The sequence below is a fragment of the Ensifer adhaerens genome, from assembly GCF_013283195.1.
Lineage (GTDB): Bacteria > Pseudomonadota > Alphaproteobacteria > Rhizobiales > Rhizobiaceae > Ensifer > Ensifer adhaerens_G.
Window position 1 is genome coordinate 2,168,019 of record NZ_JABEKT010000001.1, and the last position, 24,536, is coordinate 2,192,554.

Here is a 24,536-nt window from a genome sequence, read left to right on the forward strand (position 1 = left end):
GCCACCCTCATGGCGCGAGTGCAATCTATCTCATGCTCAAAATCCATGGGGGTCAAGAGAGCTTGCCGATTTTCTGAACTTGCGTGTGAAAAACCTGAAATAAGCCAGAAGTTTAGGCAGGTTTTGCAGGAAACGGGCAATTGCTGAGCGAAAAATCGCCAATCCTCGCTTCATTCGGCCGCAAAGTGTGTTTGTCGGATTTTGCCACTTGACCCCGGTTGTAGGGCGTTCGAAGAGTTTGGGATCGGTTTTTCAGCATCGGACACTTCAATGGCAGACAGCGGCAATGTGAACGGCAAGATGGGCATCAACACCCGTCTGGCCCATACCGGCAACAAACCCTTCGACTATTTCGGTTTCGTCAATCCGCCGGTCGTTCACGCGTCCACGGTGCTGTTTCCAAACGCTCAGACGATGGAGACGCGCGCGCAAAAATACACCTACGGCACCCGCGGCACGCCAACGACGGACGCCCTCTGCGACGCGATCAATGAGCTTGAGGGGGCCGCCGGCACGATCCTCGTTCCCTCGGGCCTTGCTGCCGTCACCGTGCCGTTCCTGGCCTATCTTTCGTCCGGTGACCACGCGCTCATCGTCGATTCGGTCTATTTCCCGACCCGCCATTTCTGTGACACGATGTTGAAGCGTCTCGGTGTCACCGTCGAATATTACGACCCGATGATCGGTGCGGCGATCGAGAGCCTGATTCGCCCGAACACGCGCCTGGTTCACACGGAAGCTCCGGGCTCCAACACGTTCGAGATGCAGGATATCCGGGCGATCGCCGATGTCGCGCATCGTCATGGCTGCATTGTCACCATGGACAACACGTGGGCGACGCCGGTCTATTTCAAGCCGCTTGACCATGGCGTCGACGTATCGATCCATGCAGCCACGAAATACCCCTCGGGCCATTCTGACGTGCTGTTCGGCACAGTCTCGGCCAACGCCGCCCACTGGCCGGCGTTGACGAAAGCCATGGTCACGCTCGGCATCTGCGTTTCGCCGGACGACAGCTACCAGATCCTGCGCGGGCTTCGCACCATGGGCGTCCGTCTCGAGCGGCACCAGGAAAGCGCGCTGTCGCTCGCCACTTGGCTCGAGGGGCGTGACGAAGTTGCCCGCGTCCTGCATCCGGCGCTGCCGAGTTTCCCGGGCCACGACCTCTGGAAGCGCGACTTTACCGGCGCGAGCGGCATCTTTTCCTTCGTGCTGCGTGCGGAAAGCCCCGACCGCTTCAGGGCCAAGGCACATGCCTTCCTCGACGCGCTGTCGCTGTTCGGGCTTGGCTATTCCTGGGGTGGCTTCGAGAGCCTGGCGCTTCACGTCGGTCTGTCGGATCGCAAGGTTGCGTTGGCGCCAACCGAGGGCCCGGTCCTTCGCCTGCAGATCGGACTTGAGGATGTTGCCGATATTCGCCGGGATATCGAGGCAGGGCTGGCAGCGGCGAACGCCGTCTGACCGTTTTCAGCGTTCGGGAGCGCCGTAGCCGTAGAGCCAATCGAAATCGGCTGCGAGCGCTTCCGGACCCTTCATCGACAGAACGATATTCCGCCCGAGCCGGAACGGACCTCGAGCGTGATAGGCGAAACGGTTGAAGGCAGCGCGACGGCGTACCTGGGCGATGCGCGGACGGCGCTTGGCCTCGAAGGCGCCGAGGGCTTGGCCAATATCGCCTGAGCCGGCGAGGCAAGCCGCAAGCTCATGCGCATCCTCGATCGCCATGGCAGCGCCTTGTGCAGCAAACGGCGTCATCGCATGGGCGGCATCGCCGATGAGAACCGTCTTTCGCCCACTCTGCCAGGCGCCATCTGTTACCGTGCAAAGCGGCCAATAGGTTGGCGCGTCGGCGTTTTTCAGCAACGTTTGCAAGCCAATGTTCCAGCCGGAAAAGGCTTCAAGGTAGTCGCGACGTCGATCTTCAGAATCCCTGCCGACCCAGACGCTGTCGGTTTCCTTGCCCTCGATGATCGCAACCAGGTTGAAGCCATCGATTTCGCGCAAGGGGTAGGCGACGAGATGCGCCCGTGCGCCAAGAAAGGCGGTGACGCGATCCGGCTGCAGAAGGCCGGCGGCGGCATCGCGCGTGACTGTCATGCGCCATGCGACATTGCCCGAAAACTGGACCGTACCGGCACCGGGAATTGCACTGCGCAGGCGCGACCAGATGCCATCGGCGCCGATGATCAGCGCTGGTGGCCGACCGGTGATGATGGCAATCGCCTGCTCGGCATCTCCATCGATGCGGTGGCCGAGATGGAGGCGGCAGCGCGGTTCGGCGATTACGGCAGCGATTAGTATCCTTTGAAGGCTTGCCCGGTGCAGCACGCCATAGGGCGCACGCCATCGCTCACGGGCAAAACGGCCTGACGCAACGCTTGCAAGCGAACGCAGGGATTTTCCATCGACAAGCGCGATTGCATCAGGCTCTGTCCAGACAGCCTCAAGCGCCTCGGTGAGACCGAGTTCACGCAGGACGCGCGACGCATTGGGGGAGAGCTGAAGTCCGGCTCCGACCTCGGTCAGAGCGGCTGCCTGCTCGACTATGTCGACTTCAAAACCGCGACGGGCAAGGCTGAGTGCTGCCGTGAGCCCGCCGACGCCGGCACCGACGATCGCGACCGCCGCTGACATCCGCGTTGATCAGGCTGCCTGGAACGTAAAGAGACAGCCAGGTGGGTTGGTTTCGGTCGCCTTCAGCTTCGGATTGTAGCGATAGAGCGTCGAGCAGTAGGAGCAGACCTTTTCATTGTCGTCGCCCATGTCGATAAAAATGTGCGGATGGTCGTAGGGAACGGACGCGCCGGTGCACATGAATTCCTTGACGCCGATCTCGATTGCCTGGTGTCCGCCGTCATTCTGGAAATGGGGGATGCTGTGGCCGGCCATGTCATGCTCCGATGTATGCAAGTCTTTGAGGGTCGAATTTGCCGGTACCATAGTGAGCTTTGTTGCAAAAGTGTAGCGGCAAACACGCCGCACCTGTGGTTTTTGCGGGCTCGGGGTTTCCCTCTTGGGAGCGACAAATTAGGTTGCGCCAAACCGATGCCGCCTCAAGGACTAGAATGATGGATCTCAATCCGCCCCCATTTTCGCACTTCACGCATGAGGGGCTGGATATTGCCTTCTTCGACGAAGGTGATCCGTCCGGTCCGCCGATCCTGCTCATTCACGGCTTTGCCTCGAGCGCCAACGTCAACTGGGTTTTCCCCGGTTGGCTGAAGACGCTTGGCGATGCCGGCTACCGGGTGATCGCGTTTGACAACCGCGGTCACGGCAAGAGCAGCAAGCCCTATGATCCAGCCGTCTACCATCCCCAGCAGATGGCCGGCGATGCGATCGCTCTGCTTGGGCATCTCGGCATCGCCGAGGCGCATGTCATGGGTTATTCCATGGGTGCGCGCATCTCGGCGTTCTTGGCGCTGGCTCATCCCGATCGTGTGCGCTCGCTGGTGTTCGGTGGGCTCGGTATCGGAATGGTGACGGGGGTCGGCGATTGGGACCCGATCGCCGATGCGCTCGTGGCGTCGTCGCTCGACGTCGTGACACATGCGCGTGGCCGCATGTTCCGCGCCTTTGCCGACCAGACCAAAAGCGATCGTCAGGCGCTGGCCGCCTGTATCTCGACCTCGCGCGACCTTTTGACCGCCGAGGACATGGGGCGCATCGATGTTCCGACCCTGATTGGCGTCGGCACCAAGGACGATATTGCCGGCTCGCCGCAGGAGCTTGCCGACCTGATGCCGAATGCGCGTGCGCTCGATATTCCGGGCAGGGACCATATGCTTGCGGTCGGTGACCGGGTATTCAAGAAGGCGGTCCTTGAGTTCCTCGAAGAGGTGGGGCGAGCTTAAGCGCGTCTACGACCTTTGGTCGAACTGGTTCCAGCCCATTTATGTCCAGCCTGATTTCCCCTATATTGACGGCATAGACCGATTGAGAAGGAGTGCGACGATGGTCGCGACGACCGAACTTCGTCAGACGGAATCCCTCAAGCTGATGGATCCGATCTGGAGCAGCCTGCGAGAGGAAGCACGCCTCGCCGCCGAGCAGGATCCGATGCTGGCAGCGTTCCTCTATTCCACGGTCGTCAACCAGCATTCGCTGGAAGAAAGTGTCGTCTACCGCATCTGCGAGCGCCTCGATCATCCCGATCTGCAGGCGAACCTCTTGCGACAGACCTTTGCTGAAATGCTGGAGGATTGGCCGGAATGGGGCACGATCCTGCGCGTCGACATCCAGGCGGTCTATGACCGCGATCCGGCCTGCACCCGGTTTCTTGAGCCCGTACTTTACTTCAAGGGCTTTCATGCGATCCAGACGCACCGGCTCGCCCATTGGCTCCTGAAGCGCGGGCGCCGGGATTTCGCGTTCTATCTGCAGAGCAGGGCATCCAGCGTCTACCAGACCGACATCAACCCGGCCGCCCGCATCGGACGCGGCATCTTCCTCGATCACGCCACCGGCCTGGTCGTCGGCGAGACCGCTGTCATCGGCGACAACGTTTCGATCCTTCACGGCGTCACGCTCGGCGGTACCGGCAAGGAAGGCAGCGACCGTCATCCCAAGATCGCCGACGGCGTTCTGATCGGGGCAGGCGCCAAGATTCTCGGCAATATCCATATCGGCCACTGCTCGCGCATTGCCGCCGGCTCCGTGGTCCTGAAACCGGTGCCGCCGAAAACGACGGTTGCCGGCGTTCCGGCCAAGGTCGTCGGCGAAGCCGGATGTTCCGAACCGTCACGCCAGATGGACCAGATCCTGACAAGCTTCGAAATTTGAACCATCGGGAACCGGTGCGTAGCCGCTTTCGAGGGGTTTACACCCGCCAATGCAGCGTGCGAGAAGCGCCGCACATCAAAAACGGCTACGGAGAAGACATTTGAAGCCCGAAGAAATCCGCAAGCTTGAAGCCTACCTCAAGCGCACGTTCAACCAGTCGATGGTCGTCAAGGCTCGCCCGAAGAAGGACGAGTCGGCTGAAGTCTATCTCGGTGACGAATTCCTCGGCGTCGTCTTCCGCGATGAGGAAGATGGCGAACTGTCCTACAACTTCTCCATGGCGATCCTCGACATCGACCTTTAAGTCGCCGATCGACCGTTTCAGGAAATGACCCGGTGGCGAGCGATCGTGCCGGGTTTTTCTATGCTTTGACGTTTTTTGGGGCGCAAGGCCGAAGAAATTTGCGCATCCGTGGCTCTTTTTCATCAAGCTGTTGCAAGTATTGTGTTTTATTGCACTGCACGCTCGACTTGACTTTTTGTGCAGTGCACATAAACTGAAGCCTCCAGATCAGGCCGTCACTAAGGAGACACCCGATGTTCAACTTCGATGATGCAAACAAGAAAAGCAAAGAAGCCATTGACGTGGCTGTGAAAAGCTATTCCGCCTGGACCAAGGGCCTTCAGGCCATTGCGACCGAGGCTGCCGATTTTTCCAAGAAGTCCTTCGAAGACAGCGTTGCGCACGTGGAGAAGCTCTCCAGCGTCAAGAGCGTCGAGACGGCTTTCGAACTGCAGACCAACTTCCTGAAATCGAGCTACGAAGGCTTCTTTGCCGAGGCGACCAAGATCGGCGAAATGTATGCCGACCTCGCCAAGGACGCCTACAAGCCGTACGAAGCGCCGGTTGCCAAGGCGACCGCAGCGGTCAAGGCCGCCGCTGCCGCGTAACGCAACGGATCATTGCCGTCATTGGAAGGCCGGTCGCCGATACAGCGACCGGCCTTTTTGCTGTTTCGCACACTTCGCGGTGGATCGAAGAAAGTTGATCAATCTTATGCCTCTCCGTGCGATTATGATTGCAGTGCGTTGGTTCGGTCTTAAAATCTAGAAACGAACCATTAGATAAAGGGCAAGCACGCCGCGGCACATCAGATGGATCCGCGGCTTGTACTAAGGAAAAGACACGAATGATCGCCATGCCGGTCCGGATGCAGCAAGGAAGCGACGACGAAGGAGGGGGAAGCAACCGCAGCACCTCCGTCATCACGCGCACCAAGCCGAAGACCAAGAAGCCTAGTTTGTATCGCGTTCTGCTTTTGAATGACGATTACACGCCGATGGAGTTTGTCATCCATATTCTGGAACGTTTTTTTCAGAAGAATCCGGAAGAGGCGACTCGCATTATGCTCCACGTCCACAATCACGGTGTGGGGGAGTGCGGCGTCTTTACGTACGAAGTCGCCGAAACGAAGGTGACGCAGGTGATGGATTTCGCCCGCCAGCATCAGCATCCGTTGCAATGCGTCATGGAAAAGAAATGAGGAACTAACGTGCCAACATTTTCGCCCAGCCTCGAAAAGGCGCTGCACCAGGCACTGACTTTTGCCAACGAGCGCCACCACGAATATGCGACGCTTGAGCATCTGCTTCTGGCATTGATCGACGATGCCGATGCAGCGGCCGTGATGGGCGCGTGCAACGTCAATCTAGAGACGCTGCGCAAGACCGTGACAGACTATGTCGACAACGAACTGTCAAACCTGATTACCGGCTATGACGAGGATTCAAAGCCGACCGCCGGTTTCCAGCGCGTCATCCAGCGGGCCGTGATCCACGTTCAATCGTCCGGGCGCGAGGAAGTGACGGGCGCAAACGTGCTCGTTGCGATCTTCGCCGAGCGCGAAAGCCATGCCGCCTATTTCCTGCAGGAGCAGGAAATGACGCGCTACGACGCGGTCAACTTCATCTCGCATGGCATCGGCAAACGGCCGGGAAGCTCCGAGGCACGTCCGGTGCGCGGGGCAGAGGAACACGAATCCGAGCAGAAGCCTGCACGCGAAAACGAAGAGGCGAGCGCCAAGAAGCAGCAGGACGCGCTGACGGCCTATTGCGTCAACCTCAATGAGAAGGCGAAATCGGGCAAGATCGATCCGCTGATCGGCCGGCACGCCGAAGTCAATCGCACGATCCAGATTCTCTGCCGCCGTTCGAAGAACAATCCGCTCTATGTCGGTGACCCCGGTGTCGGCAAGACGGCCATCGCCGAAGGCCTTGCCAAGCGCATCATCGAGAAGAAGGTGCCGGAGGCGCTTCAGGACGCGACGATCTTCTCGCTCGACATGGGGACGCTGTTGGCCGGTACGCGCTATCGCGGCGATTTCGAAGAGCGACTGAAGCAGGTCGTCAAGGAACTAGAGGATTATCCGGGTGCGGTGCTGTTCATCGATGAAATCCACACCGTCATCGGCGCCGGCGCAACATCGGGCGGCGCGATGGATGCGTCGAACCTGTTGAAGCCTGCGCTTTCGTCGGGTGCGATCCGCTGCATCGGATCGACCACCTACAAGGAGTACCGGCAGTTCTTCGAAAAGGACCGCGCGCTCGTGCGCCGCTTCCAGAAGATCGATGTCAACGAGCCGACGATCGCCGATACGATCGAGATCATGAAGGGGCTGAAGCCTTACTTCGAGGACTATCACCACCTGAAATATTCGAACGAGGCGATCAAGGCGGCGGTCGAGCTTTCGGCCCGCTACATCAACGACCGCAAGCTGCCGGACAAGGCGATCGACGTGATCGACGAATCCGGTGCAGCGCAGATGCTGCTGCCGATCAGCAAGCGCCGCAAGCTGATCACCGAACGTGAGATCGAAGCCACCATCGCGACGATGGCCCGCATTCCGCCGAAAACCGTCTCGAAGGACGACGAAGCGGTGCTGGCCAACCTCGAGAAGGAACTGCGCTCCGTCGTCTACGGTCAGGATCTGGCGATCGAGGCCCTGGCGTCGTCGATCAAGCTCGCCCGCGCGGGTCTGCGCGAACCGAACAAGCCGATCGGCTGCTACGTCTTCTCCGGCCCGACCGGCGTCGGCAAGACCGAAGTCGCCAAGCAGCTGGCAACGTCGCTCGGCGTCGAACTTCTGCGCTTCGACATGTCGGAATACATGGAACGGCACACGGTATCGCGACTGCTCGGAGCACCTCCCGGCTATGTCGGTTTCGACCAGGGCGGTCTTCTGACCGATGGCGTCGACCAGCATCCGCATTGCGTGCTGCTTCTCGACGAAATCGAAAAGGCCCATCCGGACCTGTTCAACATCCTGTTGCAGGTTATGGACCATGGCTCGCTCACGGATCACAACGGCAAGAAGATCGACTTCCGTAACGTCATTCTGATCATGACGACCAATGCGGGCGCTTCGGAAATGGCACGGGCCGCAATCGGCTTCGGTTCGTCCAAGCGCACCGGTGAGGACGAGGAAGCGCTGAACCGCCTGTTCACGCCTGAGTTCCGCAACCGTCTCGATGCGGTCATCCCGTTCGCATCGCTGCCGACACCGGTTATCCATCAGGTGGTGCAGAAGTTCGTCATGCAGTTGGAAACCCAGCTTGCAGAGCGCAACGTCACGTTCGATCTGGCACCCGATGCCATCGCCTGGCTTGCGGAGAAGGGCTACGACGAGAAGATGGGTGCGCGGCCACTGGCCCGCGTCATCCAGGAGCACATCAAGAAGCCGCTCGCCGACGAAATTCTGTTCGGCAAGCTGAAGAAGGGTGGCGTCCTCAGGGTGACGATCGGCACAAAGCCCGATGGAACCAGAGGGCTGTTGCTTGATGCCGTACCGGAAACGGCGCCGATCAAGCCGAAGGCGGAAGTGACACGCCCGGCGATGAAGAGCGCCAAGCCGAAGAAGGCCGAGGAAAAGGAAGCCGTCGGCGCTGAGCCCGCACCGAAGGCCAAGCCGAAGAAGGCTGCCGCCAAGGCGCCGTCTGTCGCCGAAGCCAAGGATACGGGCGCGGCAAGCCCACGAAAGGGCAAGACGGTGCCGAAGGTTCCGCGGAAGAAGTAGTCCTACTGGACATGATGTTTGGCGCTGCCGGATGATCTCATCCGGCAGCGTTTTTCTGAATAGAACATTCCGGAACAGCTGATGAAAAGTGATGAAAACGACCAGTCGTCGGTCGTCTGGTTTCTGAGCGGCATGCGTGGCCTGTTCAGCCTACCCGCCTTTATCCTGATGCTGTCCTTCGTCGGCTTCTGTTCGCTGACGGCGCAGGCTGGAATTCCGCCGGAACAAGTCGTGTTCATGACCGGCATGGTCTGGGCATTGCCAGCCAAGGTCATTCTCGTCAGTTCGATGATGAGTGGCGCAAGCCTGGCGGCCGCCTTCCTTGCCGTCTCGCTCTCTTCCGTCCGTCTGATGCCGATGGTTGCGGCGCTCATTCCCGAATTGCGCACGTCGAAGACACCGACATGGCTTTTGCTGTTCCTGTCGCATTTCGTCGCGATCACCGCCTGGGTGTTCGCGATGGAGAGGGTGCAGGCGGTGCCGCGCGACAGGCGTGTCGCCTTCTTCGCCGGTTTCGGCATCACGCTGGTTGTCGCCAATATGGTGCTGGTCGGCGTCGTCTATCACTTCGTCGCTGATTTTCCGCCGATTGTCGCGGGTTGCCTGTTCTTCCTGACACCGATCTATTTCCTGGCTTCGATCTGGCATTCGGCGCGCCATCCGGTCGTCCATATCGCGCTGCTCATCGGCCTGGTGGCCGGTCCGTTGTTCTATTGGCTCGTGCCCGAATTCGACATCCTGCTTGCGGGCGTCGGCGGCGGGACGCTGGCCTGGGCCACGGAGCGGCTGTGGCATCGGCGCAAGGAAGCCAGCGCATGACGTGGCAGGATGGTTGGTGGGCCTACGCCTTCATCGCGATTGCCGGATGGCTTGCAACCGACATCTGGCGCTGGCTGGGTGTCATTGCCGGAAACCGGCTGCGCGACGATTCCGAGGCCCTGAACTGGGTGAGGGCGGTTGCGACCGCGCTCGTCGCGGCCGTCATCGCCAAGTTGATCCTCTATCCGACGGGCGTACTTGAACAATCGCCGCTATGGCTGCGCCTGGGGTCGGTGGCGATTGGCGCAACGGCATTCTTCCTGCTCGGCCGCAAACCGGCAATCGGCATCGCCACAACGATAGCAGCATTGGCAGCAGGCTTATGGTGGCTAGGTTTCTAGAGCGCCGTTCAGTGGGACGCACCAAGGACGTTCTAGCACTCTGATTCTAAAGCATCTTATCCGCCTGCAGCGATTGCACTTGAAAGCCAGATGCTCGGGAAATGCGAAGCGTGGCAGGTGACGGCCGCTGGCGCGACCGTCAGACTTGCATTCAAAGTGCCTGGCGCACTTTCTCGGCATTGGCGGCCAGCACCGCGCCATCTTCCATCGTACCGGAATGGGGCTTCAGCGGAACGCCGTCGCGTCGCGGAATGACGTGGAAGTGCAGGTGGAAGACGGACTGGCCGGCGGGCGCCTCATTGAACTGCATGATCGTCACGCCGTCGGCATCGAAAGCCTCCTTGGCGGCGACGGCGATTTTCTGAACCGCGGCGATCAGCGCCGGCAGGCTCGCGGCGTCCGCATCCAGCAGGTTGCGGGAAGGTGCTTTGGGAACGACCAGCATGTGGCCCTCTGCCTGCGGCATCACGTCCATGAAGGCGATCGTCGCATCGTCCTCGTAGACACGATGCGACGGGATCTCGCCCCGCAGGATCTTCGCGAAGATGTTGTTGGTGTCGTAAGCGCTCATTGTCTTTCCTCGTAGATTGGATCCGGCCAAAACCGGAGAGCGGTTCAATCGTCCTGGCGCTCACCTTTTCGGAAAGGGCCGTGCTCTGCAAGAAACTCAGCCGTTTCCTCCACATCCCTGCGTTCGCGAACGAGATAGTCCTCGACTGCGCGGGCGAGGCCGGGATGGCTGATGTAGTGTGCCGAATGGGTTGTGACCGGCATGTAGCCGCGGGCGAGCTTGTGCTCGCCCTGCGCACCGGCTTCCACGCGCTTGAGGCCCTTTGCGATCGCGAAGTCGATTGCCTGGTGATAGCAGACTTCGAAATGCAGGAAAGGGTGGTCCTCGGTGCAACCCCAGTGGCGGCCATAAAGCGCATCGCCGCCGATGAAGTTGATAGCACCTGCAATATAGCGGCCATTGCGACGCGCCATCATCAGAACGATGTCGTCTGGCATGCGCTCGCCGATCAGCGAATAGAAGGCGCGCGTGAGATACGGGCGCCCCCACTTGCGGCTGCCGGTATCCATGTAGAACGTGAAGAACTGGTCCCAGATCGCTTCCGTCAGATCGCTGCCGGTTAGCCAGTCGATCGTGATGCCATTTTCAAGTGCCGCACGGCGCTCCTTCTTCAGGGCCTTGCGTTTTCTGGATGCCAGCGTTTCCAGGAAGTCGTCATGGGTGCCATAACCTTCGTTGAGGAAATGGAACTGCTGGTCGGTGCGGTGAAGGAAACCGGCGTTTTCGAAGATTGGCATCTCCGCTTCACGCACGAAGGTCACATGCGCCGACGAGGCATCGTGCCGTCGCGCCAGTTCCTTCAAGCCTGCCGCAAGCCCATCCTGTACGGGCGAGCCATCGTCCCCCGAAACCGTCAGCAGCCTCGGCCCGGTTGCCGGCGTGAATGGAATGGAGCCTTGAAGCTTCGGATAATAGCGGCCGCCGGCGCGCTCGAATGCGTCCGCCCAGCCATGGTCGAAGACATACTCACCCTGGCTGTGGTTCTTCAGATAGCAGACGAGCGCCCCGAGAAGTTGTCCATCGGAGCCCTCCATCAGCAGATGTTGCCCGAGCCAGCCGGTTTTGGCCGTGGCCGAACCCGATTCCTCCAGCGCCGAGAGATAGGCATGCGAGACGAACGGATTGTAGATTGCGCCGCCTCGCCCCTTCGCCGCGCCGGAAAGCGTATTCCAGCGCGCCGCCGGTATCTCGGCGAAGGATTGCTCTATGCGGATGGTGACGGCGTCGGACATGAGCTCAGGAAATCAATGCCTCCCGCGGGTCGAAGCCCTCGAAGGTCATCTGGTCGGCATGGGCGTAGGTGTATTCTTCAGCCTGCCTGTCGCGAACGGTCCAGGTGATGATCGTCCGGCCGAGGGTGCGTTCCTTGGTGATGAACGAGTTCGGCAGATGGCCGTAATGGTAGGAGATGAAGTCGAGGCCGAGTTGCATCGCCTCTTCGTGCACGAAGAAGGTTTCCGGTCTGGCACCTTCGGCGGTCAGGCCGAGCGGGTAGGGCGCATCCAGTGCTTTCAGGTCCTTGAGCAGCCAATGGTCGAAGCTCATCAGGGCGACGTGGCCCTTGTAGCCTTCGAGCGTTTCGAGGACGGCTGCGGCAAAGCCCTCATCGTCGCCCTTGCGCCCTTTCAGTTCGATGACCAGTGGCACTTGGCCCTTGACGAGCCGTAGCATCTGCGACAGCGTTGGGACCTTGTCCTTCGTGCCGCCGATCGCCATCAGGCCGAGTTCACCGGCCGTTCTCGCCCGCACGTCGCCCTTGATGCCGCAGAGCCGCTCGGTGTCGTCGTCATGGAAGACGACAGGCACGCTGTCGGCGGTGTATTGCAGGTCGCATTCGATCGCGAAGCCGGCGTCCGCAGCGCGGGAAAACGCCGAGAGCGTGTTCTCCCACACTTGCTTGTTCATGTCGTGATAGCCGCGATGGGCGATCGGCTGGGCCTTCAGCCAGGAAAGGTCAGTCATGCCTGGCACCTGATCACGCGATCTCGATGACGGCGTCGATCTCGACGGCGGCATTGAAGGGCAGGGCGGCCATGCCGACGGCAGCGCGCGCATGCTTGCCTGCTTCGCCGAGGACATTGGCCAGCAGGTTGGAGGCGCCGTTGAGCACAAGATGCTGTTCGATGAATTCCGGCGTGGAGGCAACGAATCCGTTGATCTTGACCAGCCGGCGGATGCGGCCGAGGTCGCCGCCGAGTGCGGATTTGGCCTGGGCTAGAATATTGATCGCGCAGAGTTCGGCGGCGCGCTGGGCGCCCGCAACGTCGACGTCCTTGCCAACATGGCCGGTCACTGCGATCTTCCCGCCTTCCATCGGCAGCTGTCCGGAGATGTAGAGCATCGAGCCGCTGATGACGTAGGGTACGTAGTTCGCCGCCGGCGCTGCCGCCTGGGGAAGGGTGACGCCGAGGTCCTTAAGGCGCGTTTCGATCTCTGCGGACATGGAAAGCTCCGTTGTTGTCTTTTGTGTTAAAATCCGGCATTCAGGCCGGATCGCGGTGGGCGACGGCATTTAAATGTGGTGACGCCTCGCTTCTGCCGAAAGCTTGTTTATAGCATTGCCCGCGAGTCCAACAGGAGGAAACGGATGTTTCGTAAAGGCTTCGGTCTCGCCGGTTTCGGCAGCGCTTGCTTTGCAGCGATGATGGTTTCGGGCCTCAGCGCCGCGAGCGCAAATGTCCTTGTGCCGCATCGGGCCGTCTACGACCTCGAGCTCAAGGACGCTTCCGACCGATCGGGTATTTCCGGCATGTACGGCCGAATGGTCTACGAGTTCAATGGATCGGCCTGCGAGGGGTACACGGTCAGTTTCCGCTTCGTGACGCAGGTCAATACCGGCGAAGAAACGCGCATGACCGACCAGCAGACGACCACCTATGAAGATATGAAGTCCGGCAACTTCCGCTTTTTGACGCGCTCGTTCACCGACGAGAAGCTCGACAAGGAAGTGCGCGGCACGGCCCATGACGACAAGACCGGCGTCAAGGTCGAACTGACCGCGCCGGACAAGCGCGAGGTCGAGCTGGCGGCAAGCCGGTTTCCGACCGAACATATGGTCGAGGTTATCGACCGTGCCAAGAAGGGCGAAAGCTTCTTCGAGGCGCGGATCTTCGATGGATCCGATTCGGGTGACAAGACGCTGATCACCTCGACCTTCGTCGGCAAGTCGCGCAAACCGTCGGCCGACGAGCCGGATGCAGGCAAGGCTGGCAAGCTCGGGACCGAGAATTACTGGCCTGTCACCATCTCCTATTTCAACGACGACAAGAGCGGCGATGCGCTGCCGATCTACCGCATGTCGTTCAAACTGTACGAAAACGGCATTACCCGCGATCTGACGATGGACTACGGCGACTTCGTGCTGAGCGGTAAGCTCGCCGACCTCGAAGTCTTCAAATCGGAAGAATGCAAGTAGTCGATATGACAAAAACGGACTCCAAGTCTTGATTTGTCGGGCAGTTGCCGGTAAGGGGCTGCCCATTCCACACGTGAGGCATGGGATGTTCCGGGAGAAATCCGGATCGTTCCGCCGGTGGGCTTTTCAAAAGAAGAGCTCGACGTCTCGCGGAGGTTCAACCGGAAAAGGAGAAAAGGCATGGCATTGCCTGATTTTAGCATGCGCCAGCTGCTTGAGGCTGGTATTCACTTCGGCCACCAGACACATCGCTGGAACCCGAAGATGAAGCCCTACATCTTCGGCGATCGTAACAACGTTCACATCATCGACCTCGCACAGACCGTTCCGATGCTGTCGCGCGCACTCCAGGTCGTTAGCGACACCGTCGCCAACGGCGGCCGCGTCCTGTTCGTCGGCACCAAGCGCCAGGCTTCTGAAATCATCGCTGACGCTGCAAAGCGTTCGGCCCAGTACTACGTCAATGCTCGCTGGCTCGGCGGCATGATGACCAACTGGAAGACGATTTCGAACTCGATCCAGCGTCTGCGCAAGCTCGACGAAATCCTCGCTTCGGAAGCTTCGGGCTTCACGAAGAAGGAGCGTCTGAACCTTGAGCGCGAACGCGAAAAGCTCAACCGCGCTCTCGGCGGTATCCGCGACATGGGCGGCACGCCGGACCTGATGTTCATCATCGACACCAACAAGGAATCGATCGCAATCGACGAAGCCAAGCGTCTTGGCATCCCGGTTGTCGCCGTTATCGACTCCAACTGCGATCCGGACCAGATCGACTACCCGATCCCGGGCAACGACGACGCATCGCGTGCAATCGCTCTTTACTGCGATCTCATTGCTCGTGCAGCCATCGACGGCATTGCCCGTCAGCAGGGCGCATCGGGCCGCGATCTCGGCGCATCGGCTGAAGCTATGATCGAGCCGGCGCTCGACGAAGCCTCCGAAGCCTGATCGGACGGCGCGGCGGACATAGGATCGCCGCACCAATCTAATGTCGGGACGAGGCCGTTTGGGATGAAAGATCTGAACGGCCTTGTTCTTTTCAGCGAGGGATGAAGCGGCTTGGACCGGCGATCCGCGCCCCGGACACGACAGCGGTGGGCGCGTTCATCACGGTGTCACATTCGCAAGCCATTCCCCTGCCAAACCTCCTGGTGCCGCGCCACTTGCGGGCAGCGCGCCAGCCAAACAGACAAAGAGGCAAAAGATGAGTGTAACTGCAGCAATGGTGAAGGAACTGCGCGAAAAGACCGGCGCAGGCATGATGGATTGCAAGAAGGCGCTCGCCGAAACCAATGGCGACATGGAAGCTGCGATCGACTGGCTGCGTGCCAAGGGCATCGCCAAGGCCGACAAGAAGTCGGGCCGCACGGCTGCTGAAGGCCTCATCGGTATCGTCAGCGGCGGCGTCAAGGCTGTTGTCGTTGAAGTCAACTCCGAGACCGACTTCGTTGCCCGCAACGAAGCCTTCCAGGAACTGGTTCGCGGTGTTGCCAACGTTGCTCTCGGCACCGACGGTTCTGTCGAAGCCATTGCCAACGCCAACTACCCGGCAACCGGCAAGTCGGTCGACGACACGATCAAGGATGCGATCGCCACCATCGGCGAGAACATGACGCTCCGCCGCGCAGCCCTGCTGCAGGTCGAGGATGGCGTCGTTGCCACCTACATCCACAACGCTGCCGGCGACGGCATCGGCAAGCTCGGCGTTCTCGTTGCGCTGAAGTCGATTGGCGACAAGGAAGTTCTGTTCTCGGTCGGCCGCCAGGTCGCCATGCACATTGCTGCCACCAACCCGCTGGCCATCCGCGCCGACGAAGTCGACGCTGCTGTTGCCGAGCGCGAACGCAACGTGTTCATCGAACAGTCGCGCGCTTCGGGCAAGCCGGACAACATCATCGAAAAGATGGTCGAAGGCCGCATGCGCAAGTTCTTCGAAGAAGTCGCTCTGCTGTCGCAGGCCTTCGTCATGAACCCGGAAATCACCGTCGGTCAGGCCATCAAGGATGCTGAAAAGCTCGCTGGCGCACCGATCGAAGTGACCGGCATGGCCCGTCTTCTGCTCGGCGAAGGCGTCGAGAAGGAAGAATCGGACTTCGCAGCCGAAGTTGCGGCTGTCGCCAAGGGTTGATTTCTTCACCCTTGTTTGGAAAACCTCAGGGCATCGCGTGACAACGCGGTGCCCTTCGTGTATCCGGCTTCGTCAATGCGCCGGACCCGCCGGAAAATGCTCCGCAGCGGTTGAAACCGGGTAGCGCACTATGTCCTTATACGCAGCGCGCCTTTTTGCGTGCACGCGTACCGATCTGATCAGGAGCGATGATGCCGGCCGAGCCAATCTACAAGCGTGTTCTACTCAAAGCCTCCGGTGAAGCCCTGATGGGAAGCCAGGGCTTCGGCATCGATGTGGCTGTCGCTGACCGCATTGCGGCCGACATCGCCGAGGCGCGCGCCATGGGCGTCGAAGTTGGCGTCGTCGTCGGCGGCGGCAACATCTTCCGCGGCGTCGCTGTCGCCTCCAAGGGTGGCGACCGGGTGACCGGCGACCATATGGGCATGCTGGCAACCGTCATCAATGCGCTCGCGCTGGCGACGTCGCTGCGCAAGCTCGACATCGACACGGTGGTGCTCTCGGCAATCGCAATGCCTGAGATCTGCGAAAGCTTCTCGCAGCGCGCAACGCTCTACCATCTGTCGCTCGGGCGCGTGGTGATCTTTGCGGGCGGTACCGGCAATCCGTTCTTCACGACCGATTCTGCAGCCGCGCTGCGCGCCGCCGAAATGGGTGCCGAGGCGATCTTCAAGGGCACGCAGGTGGACGGCATCTATTCCGCCGACCCGAAGAAGGACCCGACCGCGACGCGCTTCGACCACCTGACCCACAGCGCCGTCCTGGAAAAGGGCCTGGCGGTGATGGATGTGGCAGCGGTGGCGCTGGCGCGCGAGAACGCCATTCCGATCGTCGTCTTCTCAATCCACGAGAAGGGCGGCTTTGCCGAAATATTGACCGGTGGCGGCCGCGCCACCATCGTCACGGACAACTAGAAGCTGCCAGACAGCTATCTGCCGATGAAAGACAGAACGGGAGTTTTCAACCATGAGTGAAGGTGTAGACCTGAAGGAACTGAAGCGTCGCATGGATGGCGCTATCTCCGCATTCAAGAGCGATATCGCATCGCTACGCACCGGCCGCGCGTCGGCGAATGTTCTCGATCCGGTGACCGTGGAAGCCTATGGCTCGCGTGTTCCGCTCAATCAGGTGGCAAACATCACTGTGCCAGAACCGCGTATGCTGTCCGTTTCGGTCTGGGACAAGCAGATGGTCGGCGCCGTCGATCGCGGCATCCGCGAATCGAACCTCGGCCTGAACCCGATCATCGACGGCCAGAACCTGCGCATCCCGTTGCCGGAACTCAACGAAGAGCGTCGCAAGTCGCTGGTCAAGGTTGCGCACGACTATGCCGAAAAGGCCAAGGTCGCCGTGCGGCACGTTCGTCGCGATGGCATGGACGACCTGAAAAAAGCCGAAAAGGATGGCGACATCGGGCAGGATATCAGCCGTGCTCAGTCCGAGCGGGTGCAAAAGATGACCGATGAAACGATTTCCGATATCGACCGCTTGCTCGTCGATAAGGAAAAGGAAATCATGCAGGTCTGATCTGCCCCTGATCCTTTGAGTCTCCTTTCGCGGACGCCTTATGCAAACTCTCCTCCCGATCACCGTTCCGGAACACGTTGCCATCATCATGGATGGCAACGGGCGCTGGGCGAACGCGCGCGGACTTCCGCGCACGATGGGGCACCGCAAGGGTGTTGAGGCGGTTCGCGACGCCGTGAAGACGGCGGCGGAAGCCGGGGTTCGCTACCTCACGCTCTTTGCGTTCTCATCGGAAAACTGGAACAGGCCGCAGGCCGAAGTGACGGATCTGATGGGCTTGCTCAAGGCCTTCATTCGCCGTGACCTTGCCGATCTGCATCGCGAAAACGTCCGCATCCGGATTATCGGAGAGCGGTCGAACCTGCGAGGCGACATCCTGCCCCTGCTGATCGAGGCCGAGGAGACGACGAGCGGAAATACCGGCATTACGCTGGTGATCGCCTTCAATTACGGTGCGCGTGACGAGTTGACGCGCGCCATGCGACGCCTGGCGACGGAAGTCGCCGAGGGGCGCCTGCGGCCCGAGGACATCACGCAGGAGCGTATTGCCGCTTCGCTCGATACGGCCGGGATACCCGATCCGGATCTCATTCTTCGCACCAGCGGCGAAGAGCGGCTTTCAAACTTTCTGTTGTGGCAGGGCGCCTATTCGGAACTGCTGTTTGTTCCCGAGCTTTGGCCAGACTTCACACGCGAGACGTTCCTGTCCGCGCTCGAGAAATTCGCCTGCCGCGAGCGTCGCTTCGGCGGTCTGGCGCAGCCGACGTTAGCGGTTGGTTCGTAATGCAAACAGAACTCAAGCTTCGCATCGCTTCCGGAGTGGTGCTCGCGGCGGTCGCCCTTGGCGCGACCTGGTTCGGTGGCCTGGCCTTCCAGCTGCTTTCGGTGGCGATCGCCTTGCTCGTCTACTACGAATGGTCGACGATAACAGGCCTTGCGGAACGTGATTTCCAGGGCAACGCCTTCGGTTGGCTGTCTCTGGCGACAATCGCGGCGCTCATTCTTCTCGGAAACATCGGCTACAGTCTGCCGGCCCTGCTCCTTGCCGTCGTAATAGCGGTGCTCTGGGTGTCGCTCAAAAAGGGGAGCTGGTGGCTGCCGGGTGGGATTGTCTACGCCGGATTGACGGGTATCTCGTTGGCTGCCCTGCGAGGCGCCGACAACCCTGGCCTGGTGGCGACGTTGTTCGTTTTCGCCGTCGTCTGGGGAACCGATATTCTTGCCTATTTCGTCGGCCGCGCCCTCGGCGGACCCAAGCTGGCGCCGCGCATTTCGCCCGGCAAGACCTGGTCCGGTGCGATTGGTGGCACCGTCTGCGGTGTTCTAGCCGGAACGGCCGCTTTTATGGCATACTTCCCGCTGCAAGACCTGCGTATCCCGATGTTGGCGCTGGTTCTCTCCGTCGCGAGCCAGATCGGGGACCTCTTCGAATCCTTCATAAAGCGCCGCTTCGGCGTCAAGGATTCGAGCCATCTCATTCCTGGGCATGGCGGGGTCATGGATCGGGTCGACGGTCTGGTCTTCGCCTGTATCGCCACGCTGGTCCTTGTCCTGATACAGTATGTCGTCAGCGATGGGCGTCAGATCGCCTTCGGTTCGGTCCTGCTCGGCCTGTGATGCTGGTGGCAGGCACTTAAGGAAAGTCCATGACATATCTGCTTGATGCCCTGCAATTCGTGACCGGCTATATCGTTCCATTCCTGCTGGTTCTGACCCTCCTCGTCTTCGTGCACGAAATGGGACACTACCTGGTCGGCCGGTGGTCGGGCATTCGTATCCTCGCATTCTCGGTTGGCTTCGGACCGGAACTGTTGGGCTGGACCGATAAGCATGGCACCCGGTGGAAATTCTGCGTGATACCGCTTGGCGGCTACGTCAAGTTCTATGGCGACGAGGATGCGGCCAGCACGCCGGACTACAAGCGGCTCGAGACGATCTCGCCGCAAGAGCGGGCGCAAACCTTTCTCGGGGCCAAGCTGTGGAAGCGGGCAGCGACGGTGGCCGCCGGCCCCATCGCAAATTTCATCCTTGCCATCGCCATTTTTGCCGTTCTCTTCGCCGTCTACGGGCGTTCGGTGGCAGACCCCGTCGTCGCTCAGGTCAAGGAGAACAGCGCCGCGGCCAAAGCCGGCATTCTGCCGCGCGACCGGTTGATCGCTATTGACGGGACCCCGGTGGCGACGTTTGACGATGTTCGTCGCTATGTCAGCGTGCGGCCGGAACTCGAGATCAAGATCCGGATCGAGCGGGACGGTGCATTCCTGGATCTTCCCATGGTGCCGCAACGGACCGAGATTTCCGACCAGTTCGGAAACAAGATGGAGATTGGCATCATCGGTATCGTAACCGATCAGGATGCCGGTAATTTCCGTCTGGTCACCTATGGCCCGATCGAGGCGATCGGGCAGGGTGCGCTGCAGAGCTGGCACATTGTTACCGGTACGTTCGACTATCTGGCGAATCTCGTTACCGGGCGGATGAAGGCGGATCAGCTTGGCGGCCCCATCCGTGTGGCCCAGGCGTCGGGTCAAATGGCGACCCTGGGTGTTGCAGCCGTGCTGCAGCTTGCGGCTGTCCTGTCAGTTTCCATAGGATTGCTTAACCTCATGCCCGTTCCGGTGCTTGATGGCGGCCATCTGATGTTCTATGCGGTTGAGGCCTTGCGCGGAAAGCCGGTTGGAGCCGCCGCGCAGGATGTCGCCTATCGGATTGGCTTTGCCATGGTGCTGATGCTCATGGTTTTTGCCACCTGGAACGACATTTCGATGTTCTTCGGCTAGCGTTCGGCCGGGGAGTGTTTGGGCGGATACGACGACCGATACTGTGAACGATAGGATTTCAATGGCTTGTGCAGCAAGGATTTGTTTACGATAACTCGAATCTGTAGTGGCCGTTAAGCCACGGTTCGAATTGAAGTAAACAGAAATTAACGAGCTGGCTTGCTTGTATGGGAAAAGCGGGTAAAACGGCAACCGTGACCGGAGTCGGCACGAAATTGCCGCGCGACGTTGGGAAAAGGTAAGATTTGAACATGAAAGCTGGTTCAAGGTTTTTGAACGCGGTGTCTGCGTTTGCGCTATCCACGAGTATTGTGGTTTCTGGCGCTGGTGTTGGATTGCTCGCAGGCGCTTCCGTCGCAGAGGCCGCCACCATCAGTCGTGTTGAAGTTCGCGGAGCCACGCGCGTCAGCGCTGAGACGGTGCGCGCGAACATCACGATTGTTCCCGGTAAGAGCTTCAGCAATGCCGATATCGATGCTTCCGTGAAGCGTCTGTACTCGACCGGCTATTTCTCTGATGTCAGCATCAATATTGCCGGTGGGACGCTCGTCGTTACCGTCAGCGAGAATCAGCTGATCAACCAGGTTGTCTTCAACGGCAATCGGAAGATCAAGGACGACAAGCTGCAAGGCATCGTCCGCACCCAGCCGCTCGGTCCCTACAGCGAAGCAACCGTCGAAACCGATATTCAGTCGATCAAGGACGCCTACGCGGCGATCGGTCGCAGCGATATCACGGTGACGACCCAGGTTGTTCCGATCGCCGAAGGTCGTGTGAACCTTGCCTTCGTGATCAACGAAGGTGAGCGTACCAAGATTTCGCAGATCAATTTCGTCGGCAACGAAGCCTACAGCGACGGTCGTCTGCAGTCGGTGATCGCGACGAAGGAATCGGGCATCTTCTCGTTCCTGACCCGCAAGGACGTTTACAACCCGGACAAGCTGCGCGCCGACGAAGAGCTGCTGCGCCAGTTCTATTTCAACCGTGGCTACGCTGACTTCCAGGTCATTTCGTCCGAGGCTACGCTGAACGAAGCGACCAACGAGTACACGGTGACGGTCACCGTCGAAGAAGGTCCGCGTTACGACTTCGGTGCGGTGACGGTTGAATCGACGGTCGAAGGTGTGGATGCTGAATCACTGAAGGGTGTTGTCCTCAGCCGCGAAGGATCGGTCTACAAGGCCAAGGATATCCAGGAAACGATGAGCGAGATTTCGAAGCGCGTCGCTTCGGCTGGCTACCCGTTTGCGCGCGTCACCCCGCGCGGTAACCGCGACCTCGGCAATCATACGATCGCAGTCGATTATCTCGTCGACCAGGGCGAGCGCGCCTATGTCGAGCGCATTGAAATCCGCGGCAATACCCGCACACGTGACTACGTTATCCGTCGCGAGTTCGATATGGGCGAAGGCGATGCCTTCAACCAGGAAATGGTAGCGCGTGCCAAGCGTCGCCTTGAGGCTCTTGGCTACTTCTCAACCGTCAACGTCTCGACGGCTCCCGGCAGTGCTGCCGACCGTGTCGTGGTTATCGTTGACGTTCAGGATCAGTCGACCGGTTCGTTCGGTATTGGTGCCGGTTACTCCGCTGGCAGCGGTGGCGGCTTCCTCGTCGAAGCCTCGATTGAAGAAAAGAACTTCCTCGGTCGCGGTCAGTACATTCGCGTCGCTGCAGGTCGCGGCGATGAGAGCCGGACTTACAACGTTTCGTTCACCGAGCCGTATTTCCTTGGTTACCGTCTGGCCGCCGGCTTCGACGTCTTCAAGAACGAAAACGACTTTGATGACGACAACTACAGCTATGAAGACCAGGGTTTCAGCCTGCGCATAGCGGCGCCGATCACCGAAAACCTTTCGACCACGCTGCGGTACAACTATACGCAGTTCGACTATAGCAGCGGCAATCTCGCAGATCTGTCGTCGCCTTACGTTCGCGCAGTTGAGGGTGGAAATTGGCTCCGCTCGTCGGTATCGCAGTCGGTCACCTACAACACGCTGGATGACGCGCAGCTGCCGCATGACGGTATCCTGGCAACGTTCACCCACGAGTTCGCGGGCCTCGGCGGTGATTCCGACTTCTACAAGATGACCGGTAAGGCCAAGTGGTACTACACCGTGAACGACGAAGCGGACATCATTGCCTCGCTTAGCGGTGGTGCTGGTCATATCTTCGAAACCGGCAGCGACCTGCAGGTCTTCGACCAGTTCCAGCTCGGCAGCAACGATATTCGCGGCTTTGAGCGTAACGGTATCGGCCCGCGCGACCAAAGAACGGGCGACGCGCTTGGCGGCACAACGTACTTCACGGCTTCGGCAGAAGCGACGTTCCCGCTTCCGGGTATCCCGCGTGACAGCGGTTTCCGCGGCGCGGTCTTTGCCGATGCGGGTACGCTCTATAGCAACAAGGTCGCCATGTTGCCTTCGGAAACGGTCCAGGGCAACGGTTCCTCGCTGCGTGCGTCGGTCGGTCTCGGCTTGATCTGGGCTTCGCCGTTCGGTCCGCTGCGTGTCGACTACGCCTGGCCGATCGCGAAGGAAGATTTCGACAAGGTTCAGAACCTGAAGTTCGGTATTTCCTCGTCGTTCTGATAAAGAAGCAGTCCAGAACTGCCGAAAGTTGATTGTTCTGGAGTGTCCATGGAACAGAACTGGTTTTTTCCGCCCCATAAAGGGATTCGTTTGGGTGACCTCGCGGATCAAATTGGGGCGGAGTTGTCGGATGGCGCGGTTGCAGATCGCGCTATCCATTCCGTAGCACCTGTCTATCGGGCAAAGCCCGGCGACATTTGCTATATGCTCTCGCGCAAGTACCGCGCCGAACTGGAGAGCTGTCAGGCCTCCGCGATTATCTGCGACAAGACGATCGCTCCGCTCGTGCCGCCTCACATTCCCATTCTCCTGACTGGACGGCCGCATACGGCCTTTGCCTTGGCTGGCACGCTGTTGCACGAGGTGGCGATGCGCCCGTCGCGCAATACCAGCCTTGCTGGCGTCTCGCCGGCTGCTTTCGTCGATCCGTCCGCGCGTCTGGAAGAGGGCGTTGAGGTCGAGCCGATGGCTGTGGTCGGGGCCGATGCGGAGATTGGTAGCGGCACCCGGATTGCTGCCGGCGCGGTGATCGGCCCCGGCGTTCGTATCGGGCGCGACTGCACGATCGCGGCAGGCGTCAGCGTTCTTTGCGCTCTTGTTGGCAACAACGTCATCATCCATCCCGGTGCACGGATCGGCCAGGACGGGTTCGGCTACGCGCCGGGTCCCAAGGGTGGAATGATCAAGATTGTCCAGGTCGGGCGTGTGATCATTCAGGACCATGTCGAGATCGGTGCAAACACGACGATTGATCGTGGCACCATGGACGACACTGTCATCGGCGAGGGCACGAAGATCGACAACCTCGTGCAGGTGGGCCACAACGTCCGCATCGGCCGCTATTGCGGTATTGTCAGCCAGGTTGGTATCGCCGGCAGCACCAGAATTGGTGACGGCGTGATGATCGGCGGTGGCAGCGGCGTCAACGGCCACATCACCGTGGGCGACGGCGTGCAGATTGCCGCGATGAGCGGCGTTGCAAGCGACGTGCCTGCGGGCGAGCGTTATGGCGGTATTCCAGCGCGTCCGATGCGCGATTTCCTGCGCGATGTCGCCGAAATGGCGTTGCGCGCAAGTGACAGACAGAAAAAGAAGGGTGGCACGAATGAGTGAGGCGGCAACGGTTCTGGGTACGGCGGATATTCAGGAGATCCTGAAGCTTCTCCCGCATCGCTACCCCTTCCTGCTCGTCGACCGGATCATCGAGATCGACGGTGACAATTCGGCGATTGGCATCAAGAATGTCTCGGCGAATGAGCCGCACTTCACCGGCCACTTCCCGGAAAAGCCGATCATGCCGGGCGTATTGCTGATTGAAGGCATGGCGCAGACCGCAGGCGCGATCTGTGCGCGCAAGACTGCTTCGGGCACCAACCTCGTCTACTTCATGACCATCGACAATGCGCGGTTCCGCAAGCCGGTTGTTCCGGGCGATCGTGTCGAGTTTCATGTCGTGAAGCAGAAGCAGCGCGGCAATATCTGGAAGTTTCATTGTGACGCAAAAGTTGACGGGCAACTTGTCGCGGAAGCTGATATCGGCGCGATGATTGTCAGCACGGAAGACGCTTGAAC

26 protein-coding genes are annotated in these 24,536 nt (G+C 60.1%); 20 read left to right on the plus strand and 6 right to left on the minus strand.

The features are described 5' to 3' along the window. Positions 1–270 precede the first annotated feature (270 nt). On the plus strand, positions 271–1,461 hold the full coding sequence (locus tag LPJGGPFB_RS10325) for a cystathionine beta-lyase (protein ID WP_173419841.1): 1,191 nt from the start codon (positions 271–273) through the stop codon (positions 1,459–1,461). 6 nt (positions 1,462–1,467) lie between these two features. Here the strand turns inward: LPJGGPFB_RS10325 and LPJGGPFB_RS10330 are convergent, their stop codons facing one another. Together LPJGGPFB_RS10330 and LPJGGPFB_RS10335 are read right to left on the minus strand one after the other, a co-directional pair. Next, positions 1,468–2,634: an FAD-dependent monooxygenase gene (locus LPJGGPFB_RS10330; protein ID WP_173419842.1), complete on the minus strand. Its 1,167-nt coding sequence runs from the start codon at positions 2,632–2,634 to the stop codon at positions 1,468–1,470. A 9-nt stretch (positions 2,635–2,643) separates the two neighbouring features. Further along, positions 2,644–2,889, minus strand: a complete 246-nt coding sequence (locus LPJGGPFB_RS10335; protein WP_053247284.1) for a zinc-finger domain-containing protein — start codon at positions 2,887–2,889, stop codon at positions 2,644–2,646. Between the two features lie 179 nt (positions 2,890–3,068). Here LPJGGPFB_RS10335 and LPJGGPFB_RS10340 point away from each other — a divergent pair, with 179 nt between their 5' ends. The 8 genes from LPJGGPFB_RS10340 to LPJGGPFB_RS10375 all read left to right on the plus strand — a co-directional run bounded on the left by LPJGGPFB_RS10340 (position 3,069) and on the right by LPJGGPFB_RS10375 (position 9,955). Continuing rightward, positions 3,069–3,854, plus strand: a complete 786-nt coding sequence (locus LPJGGPFB_RS10340; RefSeq protein WP_173419843.1) for an alpha/beta fold hydrolase — start codon at positions 3,069–3,071, stop codon at positions 3,852–3,854. Between the two features lie 100 nt (positions 3,855–3,954). Next, positions 3,955–4,782 carry a serine O-acetyltransferase gene (cysE, locus tag LPJGGPFB_RS10345; protein ID WP_053247285.1) on the plus strand — a complete coding sequence of 276 codons (828 nt, stop codon included), beginning with the start codon at positions 3,955–3,957 and terminating at the stop codon, positions 4,780–4,782. A gap of 100 nt (positions 4,783–4,882) precedes the next feature. Next, entirely contained in the window at positions 4,883–5,086 is a 204-nt protein-coding gene (locus tag LPJGGPFB_RS10350; RefSeq protein WP_003535016.1) for a DUF3126 family protein, read from the plus strand. A gap of 233 nt (positions 5,087–5,319) precedes the next feature. After that, the gene (locus LPJGGPFB_RS10355; RefSeq protein ID WP_025426808.1) at positions 5,320–5,673 is read left to right on the plus strand and encodes a phasin family protein; all 354 of its coding nucleotides are present in this window, start codon (positions 5,320–5,322) and stop codon (positions 5,671–5,673) included. Between the two features lie 239 nt (positions 5,674–5,912). Continuing rightward, the gene (clpS, locus tag LPJGGPFB_RS10360) at positions 5,913–6,266 is read left to right on the plus strand and encodes an ATP-dependent Clp protease adapter ClpS (RefSeq protein WP_025426809.1); all 354 of its coding nucleotides are present in this window, start codon (positions 5,913–5,915) and stop codon (positions 6,264–6,266) included. Between the two features lie 9 nt (positions 6,267–6,275). Then, positions 6,276–8,795 carry an ATP-dependent Clp protease ATP-binding subunit ClpA gene (gene clpA, locus LPJGGPFB_RS10365; protein WP_173419844.1) on the plus strand — a complete coding sequence of 840 codons (2,520 nt, stop codon included), beginning with the start codon at positions 6,276–6,278 and terminating at the stop codon, positions 8,793–8,795. An 81-nt stretch (positions 8,796–8,876) separates the two neighbouring features. Continuing rightward, positions 8,877–9,614, plus strand: a complete 738-nt coding sequence (locus LPJGGPFB_RS10370; RefSeq protein WP_173419845.1) for an AzlC family ABC transporter permease — start codon at positions 8,877–8,879, stop codon at positions 9,612–9,614. Further along, entirely contained in the window at positions 9,611–9,955 is a 345-nt protein-coding gene (locus LPJGGPFB_RS10375) for an AzlD domain-containing protein (RefSeq protein WP_173419846.1), read from the plus strand. Before LPJGGPFB_RS10370 ends, LPJGGPFB_RS10375 begins: the two co-directional genes overlap by 4 nt. 151 nt (positions 9,956–10,106) lie before the next feature. Here LPJGGPFB_RS10375 and LPJGGPFB_RS10380 read toward each other — a convergent pair whose 3' ends face one another. Genes LPJGGPFB_RS10380 through LPJGGPFB_RS10395 form a run of 4 tightly spaced genes read right to left on the minus strand, consistent with a single transcriptional unit; the run spans position 10,107 to position 12,969 of the window. Then, positions 10,107–10,526 carry an HIT family protein gene (locus tag LPJGGPFB_RS10380; RefSeq protein WP_173419847.1) on the minus strand — a complete coding sequence of 140 codons (420 nt, stop codon included), beginning with the start codon at positions 10,524–10,526 and terminating at the stop codon, positions 10,107–10,109. A 44-nt stretch (positions 10,527–10,570) separates the two neighbouring features. Next, positions 10,571–11,758: a GNAT family N-acetyltransferase gene (locus LPJGGPFB_RS10385; RefSeq protein ID WP_173419848.1), complete on the minus strand. Its 1,188-nt coding sequence runs from the start codon at positions 11,756–11,758 to the stop codon at positions 10,571–10,573. A gap of 4 nt (positions 11,759–11,762) precedes the next feature. Beyond that, complete coding sequence (locus LPJGGPFB_RS10390; protein WP_173419849.1) at positions 11,763–12,488, minus strand: glycerophosphodiester phosphodiesterase; 726 nt, start codon at positions 12,486–12,488, stop codon at positions 11,763–11,765. A gap of 13 nt (positions 12,489–12,501) precedes the next feature. Further along, a complete protein-coding gene (locus LPJGGPFB_RS10395) occupies positions 12,502–12,969 on the minus strand; it encodes a RidA family protein (protein WP_077498299.1) in 468 nt (155 codons plus the stop codon). 144 nt (positions 12,970–13,113) lie between these two features. On the opposite strand from LPJGGPFB_RS10395, the gene LPJGGPFB_RS10400 reads away from it, so the two are divergent. The 11 genes from LPJGGPFB_RS10400 to fabZ all read left to right on the plus strand — a co-directional run bounded on the left by LPJGGPFB_RS10400 (position 13,114) and on the right by fabZ (position 24,534). Beyond that, entirely contained in the window at positions 13,114–13,941 is an 828-nt protein-coding gene (locus LPJGGPFB_RS10400) for a cell envelope integrity EipB family protein (RefSeq protein WP_173419850.1), read from the plus strand. 180 nt (positions 13,942–14,121) lie between these two features. Next, complete coding sequence (gene rpsB / locus LPJGGPFB_RS10405) at positions 14,122–14,889, plus strand: 30S ribosomal protein S2 (RefSeq protein ID WP_077498297.1); 768 nt, start codon at positions 14,122–14,124, stop codon at positions 14,887–14,889. Positions 14,890–15,145: 256 nt separating this feature from the next. Continuing rightward, a complete protein-coding gene (gene tsf, locus LPJGGPFB_RS10410; protein WP_173419851.1) occupies positions 15,146–16,069 on the plus strand; it encodes a translation elongation factor Ts in 924 nt (307 codons plus the stop codon). 191 nt (positions 16,070–16,260) lie between these two features. Then, positions 16,261–16,983 (plus strand): UMP kinase, encoded by a 723-nt coding sequence (gene pyrH / locus LPJGGPFB_RS10415; protein ID WP_173419852.1) that lies wholly within the window; start codon positions 16,261–16,263, stop codon positions 16,981–16,983. 52 nt (positions 16,984–17,035) lie between these two features. Continuing rightward, entirely contained in the window at positions 17,036–17,596 is a 561-nt protein-coding gene (gene frr, locus LPJGGPFB_RS10420; protein WP_025426821.1) for a ribosome recycling factor, read from the plus strand. A gap of 40 nt (positions 17,597–17,636) precedes the next feature. Then, the gene (locus LPJGGPFB_RS10425) at positions 17,637–18,380 is read left to right on the plus strand and encodes an isoprenyl transferase (RefSeq protein WP_173419853.1); all 744 of its coding nucleotides are present in this window, start codon (positions 17,637–17,639) and stop codon (positions 18,378–18,380) included. Next, positions 18,380–19,213 (plus strand): phosphatidate cytidylyltransferase, encoded by an 834-nt coding sequence (locus LPJGGPFB_RS10430; protein ID WP_173419854.1) that lies wholly within the window; start codon positions 18,380–18,382, stop codon positions 19,211–19,213. The genes LPJGGPFB_RS10425 and LPJGGPFB_RS10430 overlap by 1 nt, the downstream gene beginning before the upstream one ends. Before the next feature lie 29 nt (positions 19,214–19,242). After that, positions 19,243–20,376: an RIP metalloprotease RseP gene (gene rseP, locus LPJGGPFB_RS10435; protein WP_173419855.1), complete on the plus strand. Its 1,134-nt coding sequence runs from the start codon at positions 19,243–19,245 to the stop codon at positions 20,374–20,376. A gap of 251 nt (positions 20,377–20,627) precedes the next feature. Next, the gene (gene bamA / locus LPJGGPFB_RS10440) at positions 20,628–22,964 is read left to right on the plus strand and encodes an outer membrane protein assembly factor BamA (protein ID WP_173419856.1); all 2,337 of its coding nucleotides are present in this window, start codon (positions 20,628–20,630) and stop codon (positions 22,962–22,964) included. Between the two features lie 48 nt (positions 22,965–23,012). Then, a complete protein-coding gene (gene lpxD / locus LPJGGPFB_RS10445) occupies positions 23,013–24,077 on the plus strand; it encodes a UDP-3-O-(3-hydroxymyristoyl)glucosamine N-acyltransferase (protein ID WP_173419857.1) in 1,065 nt (354 codons plus the stop codon). Further along, positions 24,070–24,534 (plus strand): 3-hydroxyacyl-ACP dehydratase FabZ, encoded by a 465-nt coding sequence (gene fabZ / locus LPJGGPFB_RS10450; RefSeq protein WP_025426827.1) that lies wholly within the window; start codon positions 24,070–24,072, stop codon positions 24,532–24,534. The genes lpxD and fabZ overlap by 8 nt, the downstream gene beginning before the upstream one ends. The last annotated feature ends 2 nt before the right edge of the window (positions 24,535–24,536 follow it).

Excerpts from the sequence above, each read along its gene's own strand:
- LPJGGPFB_RS10325 (WP_173419841.1), top strand. The coding sequence starts at position 271 with ATGGCAGACAGCGGCAATGTGAACGGCAAGATGGGCATCAACACCCGT.
- LPJGGPFB_RS10330 (WP_173419842.1), bottom strand. The coding sequence starts at position 2,634 with ATGTCAGCGGCGGTCGCGATCGTCGGTGCCGGCGTCGGCGGGCTCACG.
- LPJGGPFB_RS10335 (WP_053247284.1), bottom strand. The coding sequence starts at position 2,889 with ATGGCCGGCCACAGCATCCCCCATTTCCAGAATGACGGCGGACACCAG.
- LPJGGPFB_RS10340 (WP_173419843.1), top strand. The coding sequence starts at position 3,069 with ATGGATCTCAATCCGCCCCCATTTTCGCACTTCACGCATGAGGGGCTG.
- cysE (WP_053247285.1), top strand. The coding sequence starts at position 3,955 with ATGGTCGCGACGACCGAACTTCGTCAGACGGAATCCCTCAAGCTGATG.
- LPJGGPFB_RS10355 (WP_025426808.1), top strand. The coding sequence starts at position 5,320 with ATGTTCAACTTCGATGATGCAAACAAGAAAAGCAAAGAAGCCATTGAC.
- clpS (WP_025426809.1), top strand. The coding sequence starts at position 5,913 with ATGATCGCCATGCCGGTCCGGATGCAGCAAGGAAGCGACGACGAAGGA.
- LPJGGPFB_RS10370 (WP_173419845.1), top strand. The coding sequence starts at position 8,877 with ATGAAAAGTGATGAAAACGACCAGTCGTCGGTCGTCTGGTTTCTGAGC.
- LPJGGPFB_RS10375 (WP_173419846.1), top strand. The coding sequence starts at position 9,611 with ATGACGTGGCAGGATGGTTGGTGGGCCTACGCCTTCATCGCGATTGCC.
- LPJGGPFB_RS10380 (WP_173419847.1), bottom strand. The coding sequence starts at position 10,526 with ATGAGCGCTTACGACACCAACAACATCTTCGCGAAGATCCTGCGGGGC.
- LPJGGPFB_RS10385 (WP_173419848.1), bottom strand. The coding sequence starts at position 11,758 with ATGTCCGACGCCGTCACCATCCGCATAGAGCAATCCTTCGCCGAGATA.
- LPJGGPFB_RS10390 (WP_173419849.1), bottom strand. The coding sequence starts at position 12,488 with ATGACTGACCTTTCCTGGCTGAAGGCCCAGCCGATCGCCCATCGCGGC.
- LPJGGPFB_RS10395 (WP_077498299.1), bottom strand. The coding sequence starts at position 12,969 with ATGTCCGCAGAGATCGAAACGCGCCTTAAGGACCTCGGCGTCACCCTT.
- LPJGGPFB_RS10400 (WP_173419850.1), top strand. The coding sequence starts at position 13,114 with ATGTTTCGTAAAGGCTTCGGTCTCGCCGGTTTCGGCAGCGCTTGCTTT.
- rpsB (WP_077498297.1), top strand. The coding sequence starts at position 14,122 with ATGGCATTGCCTGATTTTAGCATGCGCCAGCTGCTTGAGGCTGGTATT.
- tsf (WP_173419851.1), top strand. The coding sequence starts at position 15,146 with ATGAGTGTAACTGCAGCAATGGTGAAGGAACTGCGCGAAAAGACCGGC.
- pyrH (WP_173419852.1), top strand. The coding sequence starts at position 16,261 with ATGCCGGCCGAGCCAATCTACAAGCGTGTTCTACTCAAAGCCTCCGGT.
- frr (WP_025426821.1), top strand. The coding sequence starts at position 17,036 with ATGAGTGAAGGTGTAGACCTGAAGGAACTGAAGCGTCGCATGGATGGC.
- LPJGGPFB_RS10425 (WP_173419853.1), top strand. The coding sequence starts at position 17,637 with ATGCAAACTCTCCTCCCGATCACCGTTCCGGAACACGTTGCCATCATC.
- LPJGGPFB_RS10430 (WP_173419854.1), top strand. The coding sequence starts at position 18,380 with ATGCAAACAGAACTCAAGCTTCGCATCGCTTCCGGAGTGGTGCTCGCG.
- rseP (WP_173419855.1), top strand. The coding sequence starts at position 19,243 with ATGACATATCTGCTTGATGCCCTGCAATTCGTGACCGGCTATATCGTT.
- bamA (WP_173419856.1), top strand. The coding sequence starts at position 20,628 with ATGAAAGCTGGTTCAAGGTTTTTGAACGCGGTGTCTGCGTTTGCGCTA.
- lpxD (WP_173419857.1), top strand. The coding sequence starts at position 23,013 with ATGGAACAGAACTGGTTTTTTCCGCCCCATAAAGGGATTCGTTTGGGT.
- fabZ (WP_025426827.1), top strand. The coding sequence starts at position 24,070 with ATGAGTGAGGCGGCAACGGTTCTGGGTACGGCGGATATTCAGGAGATC.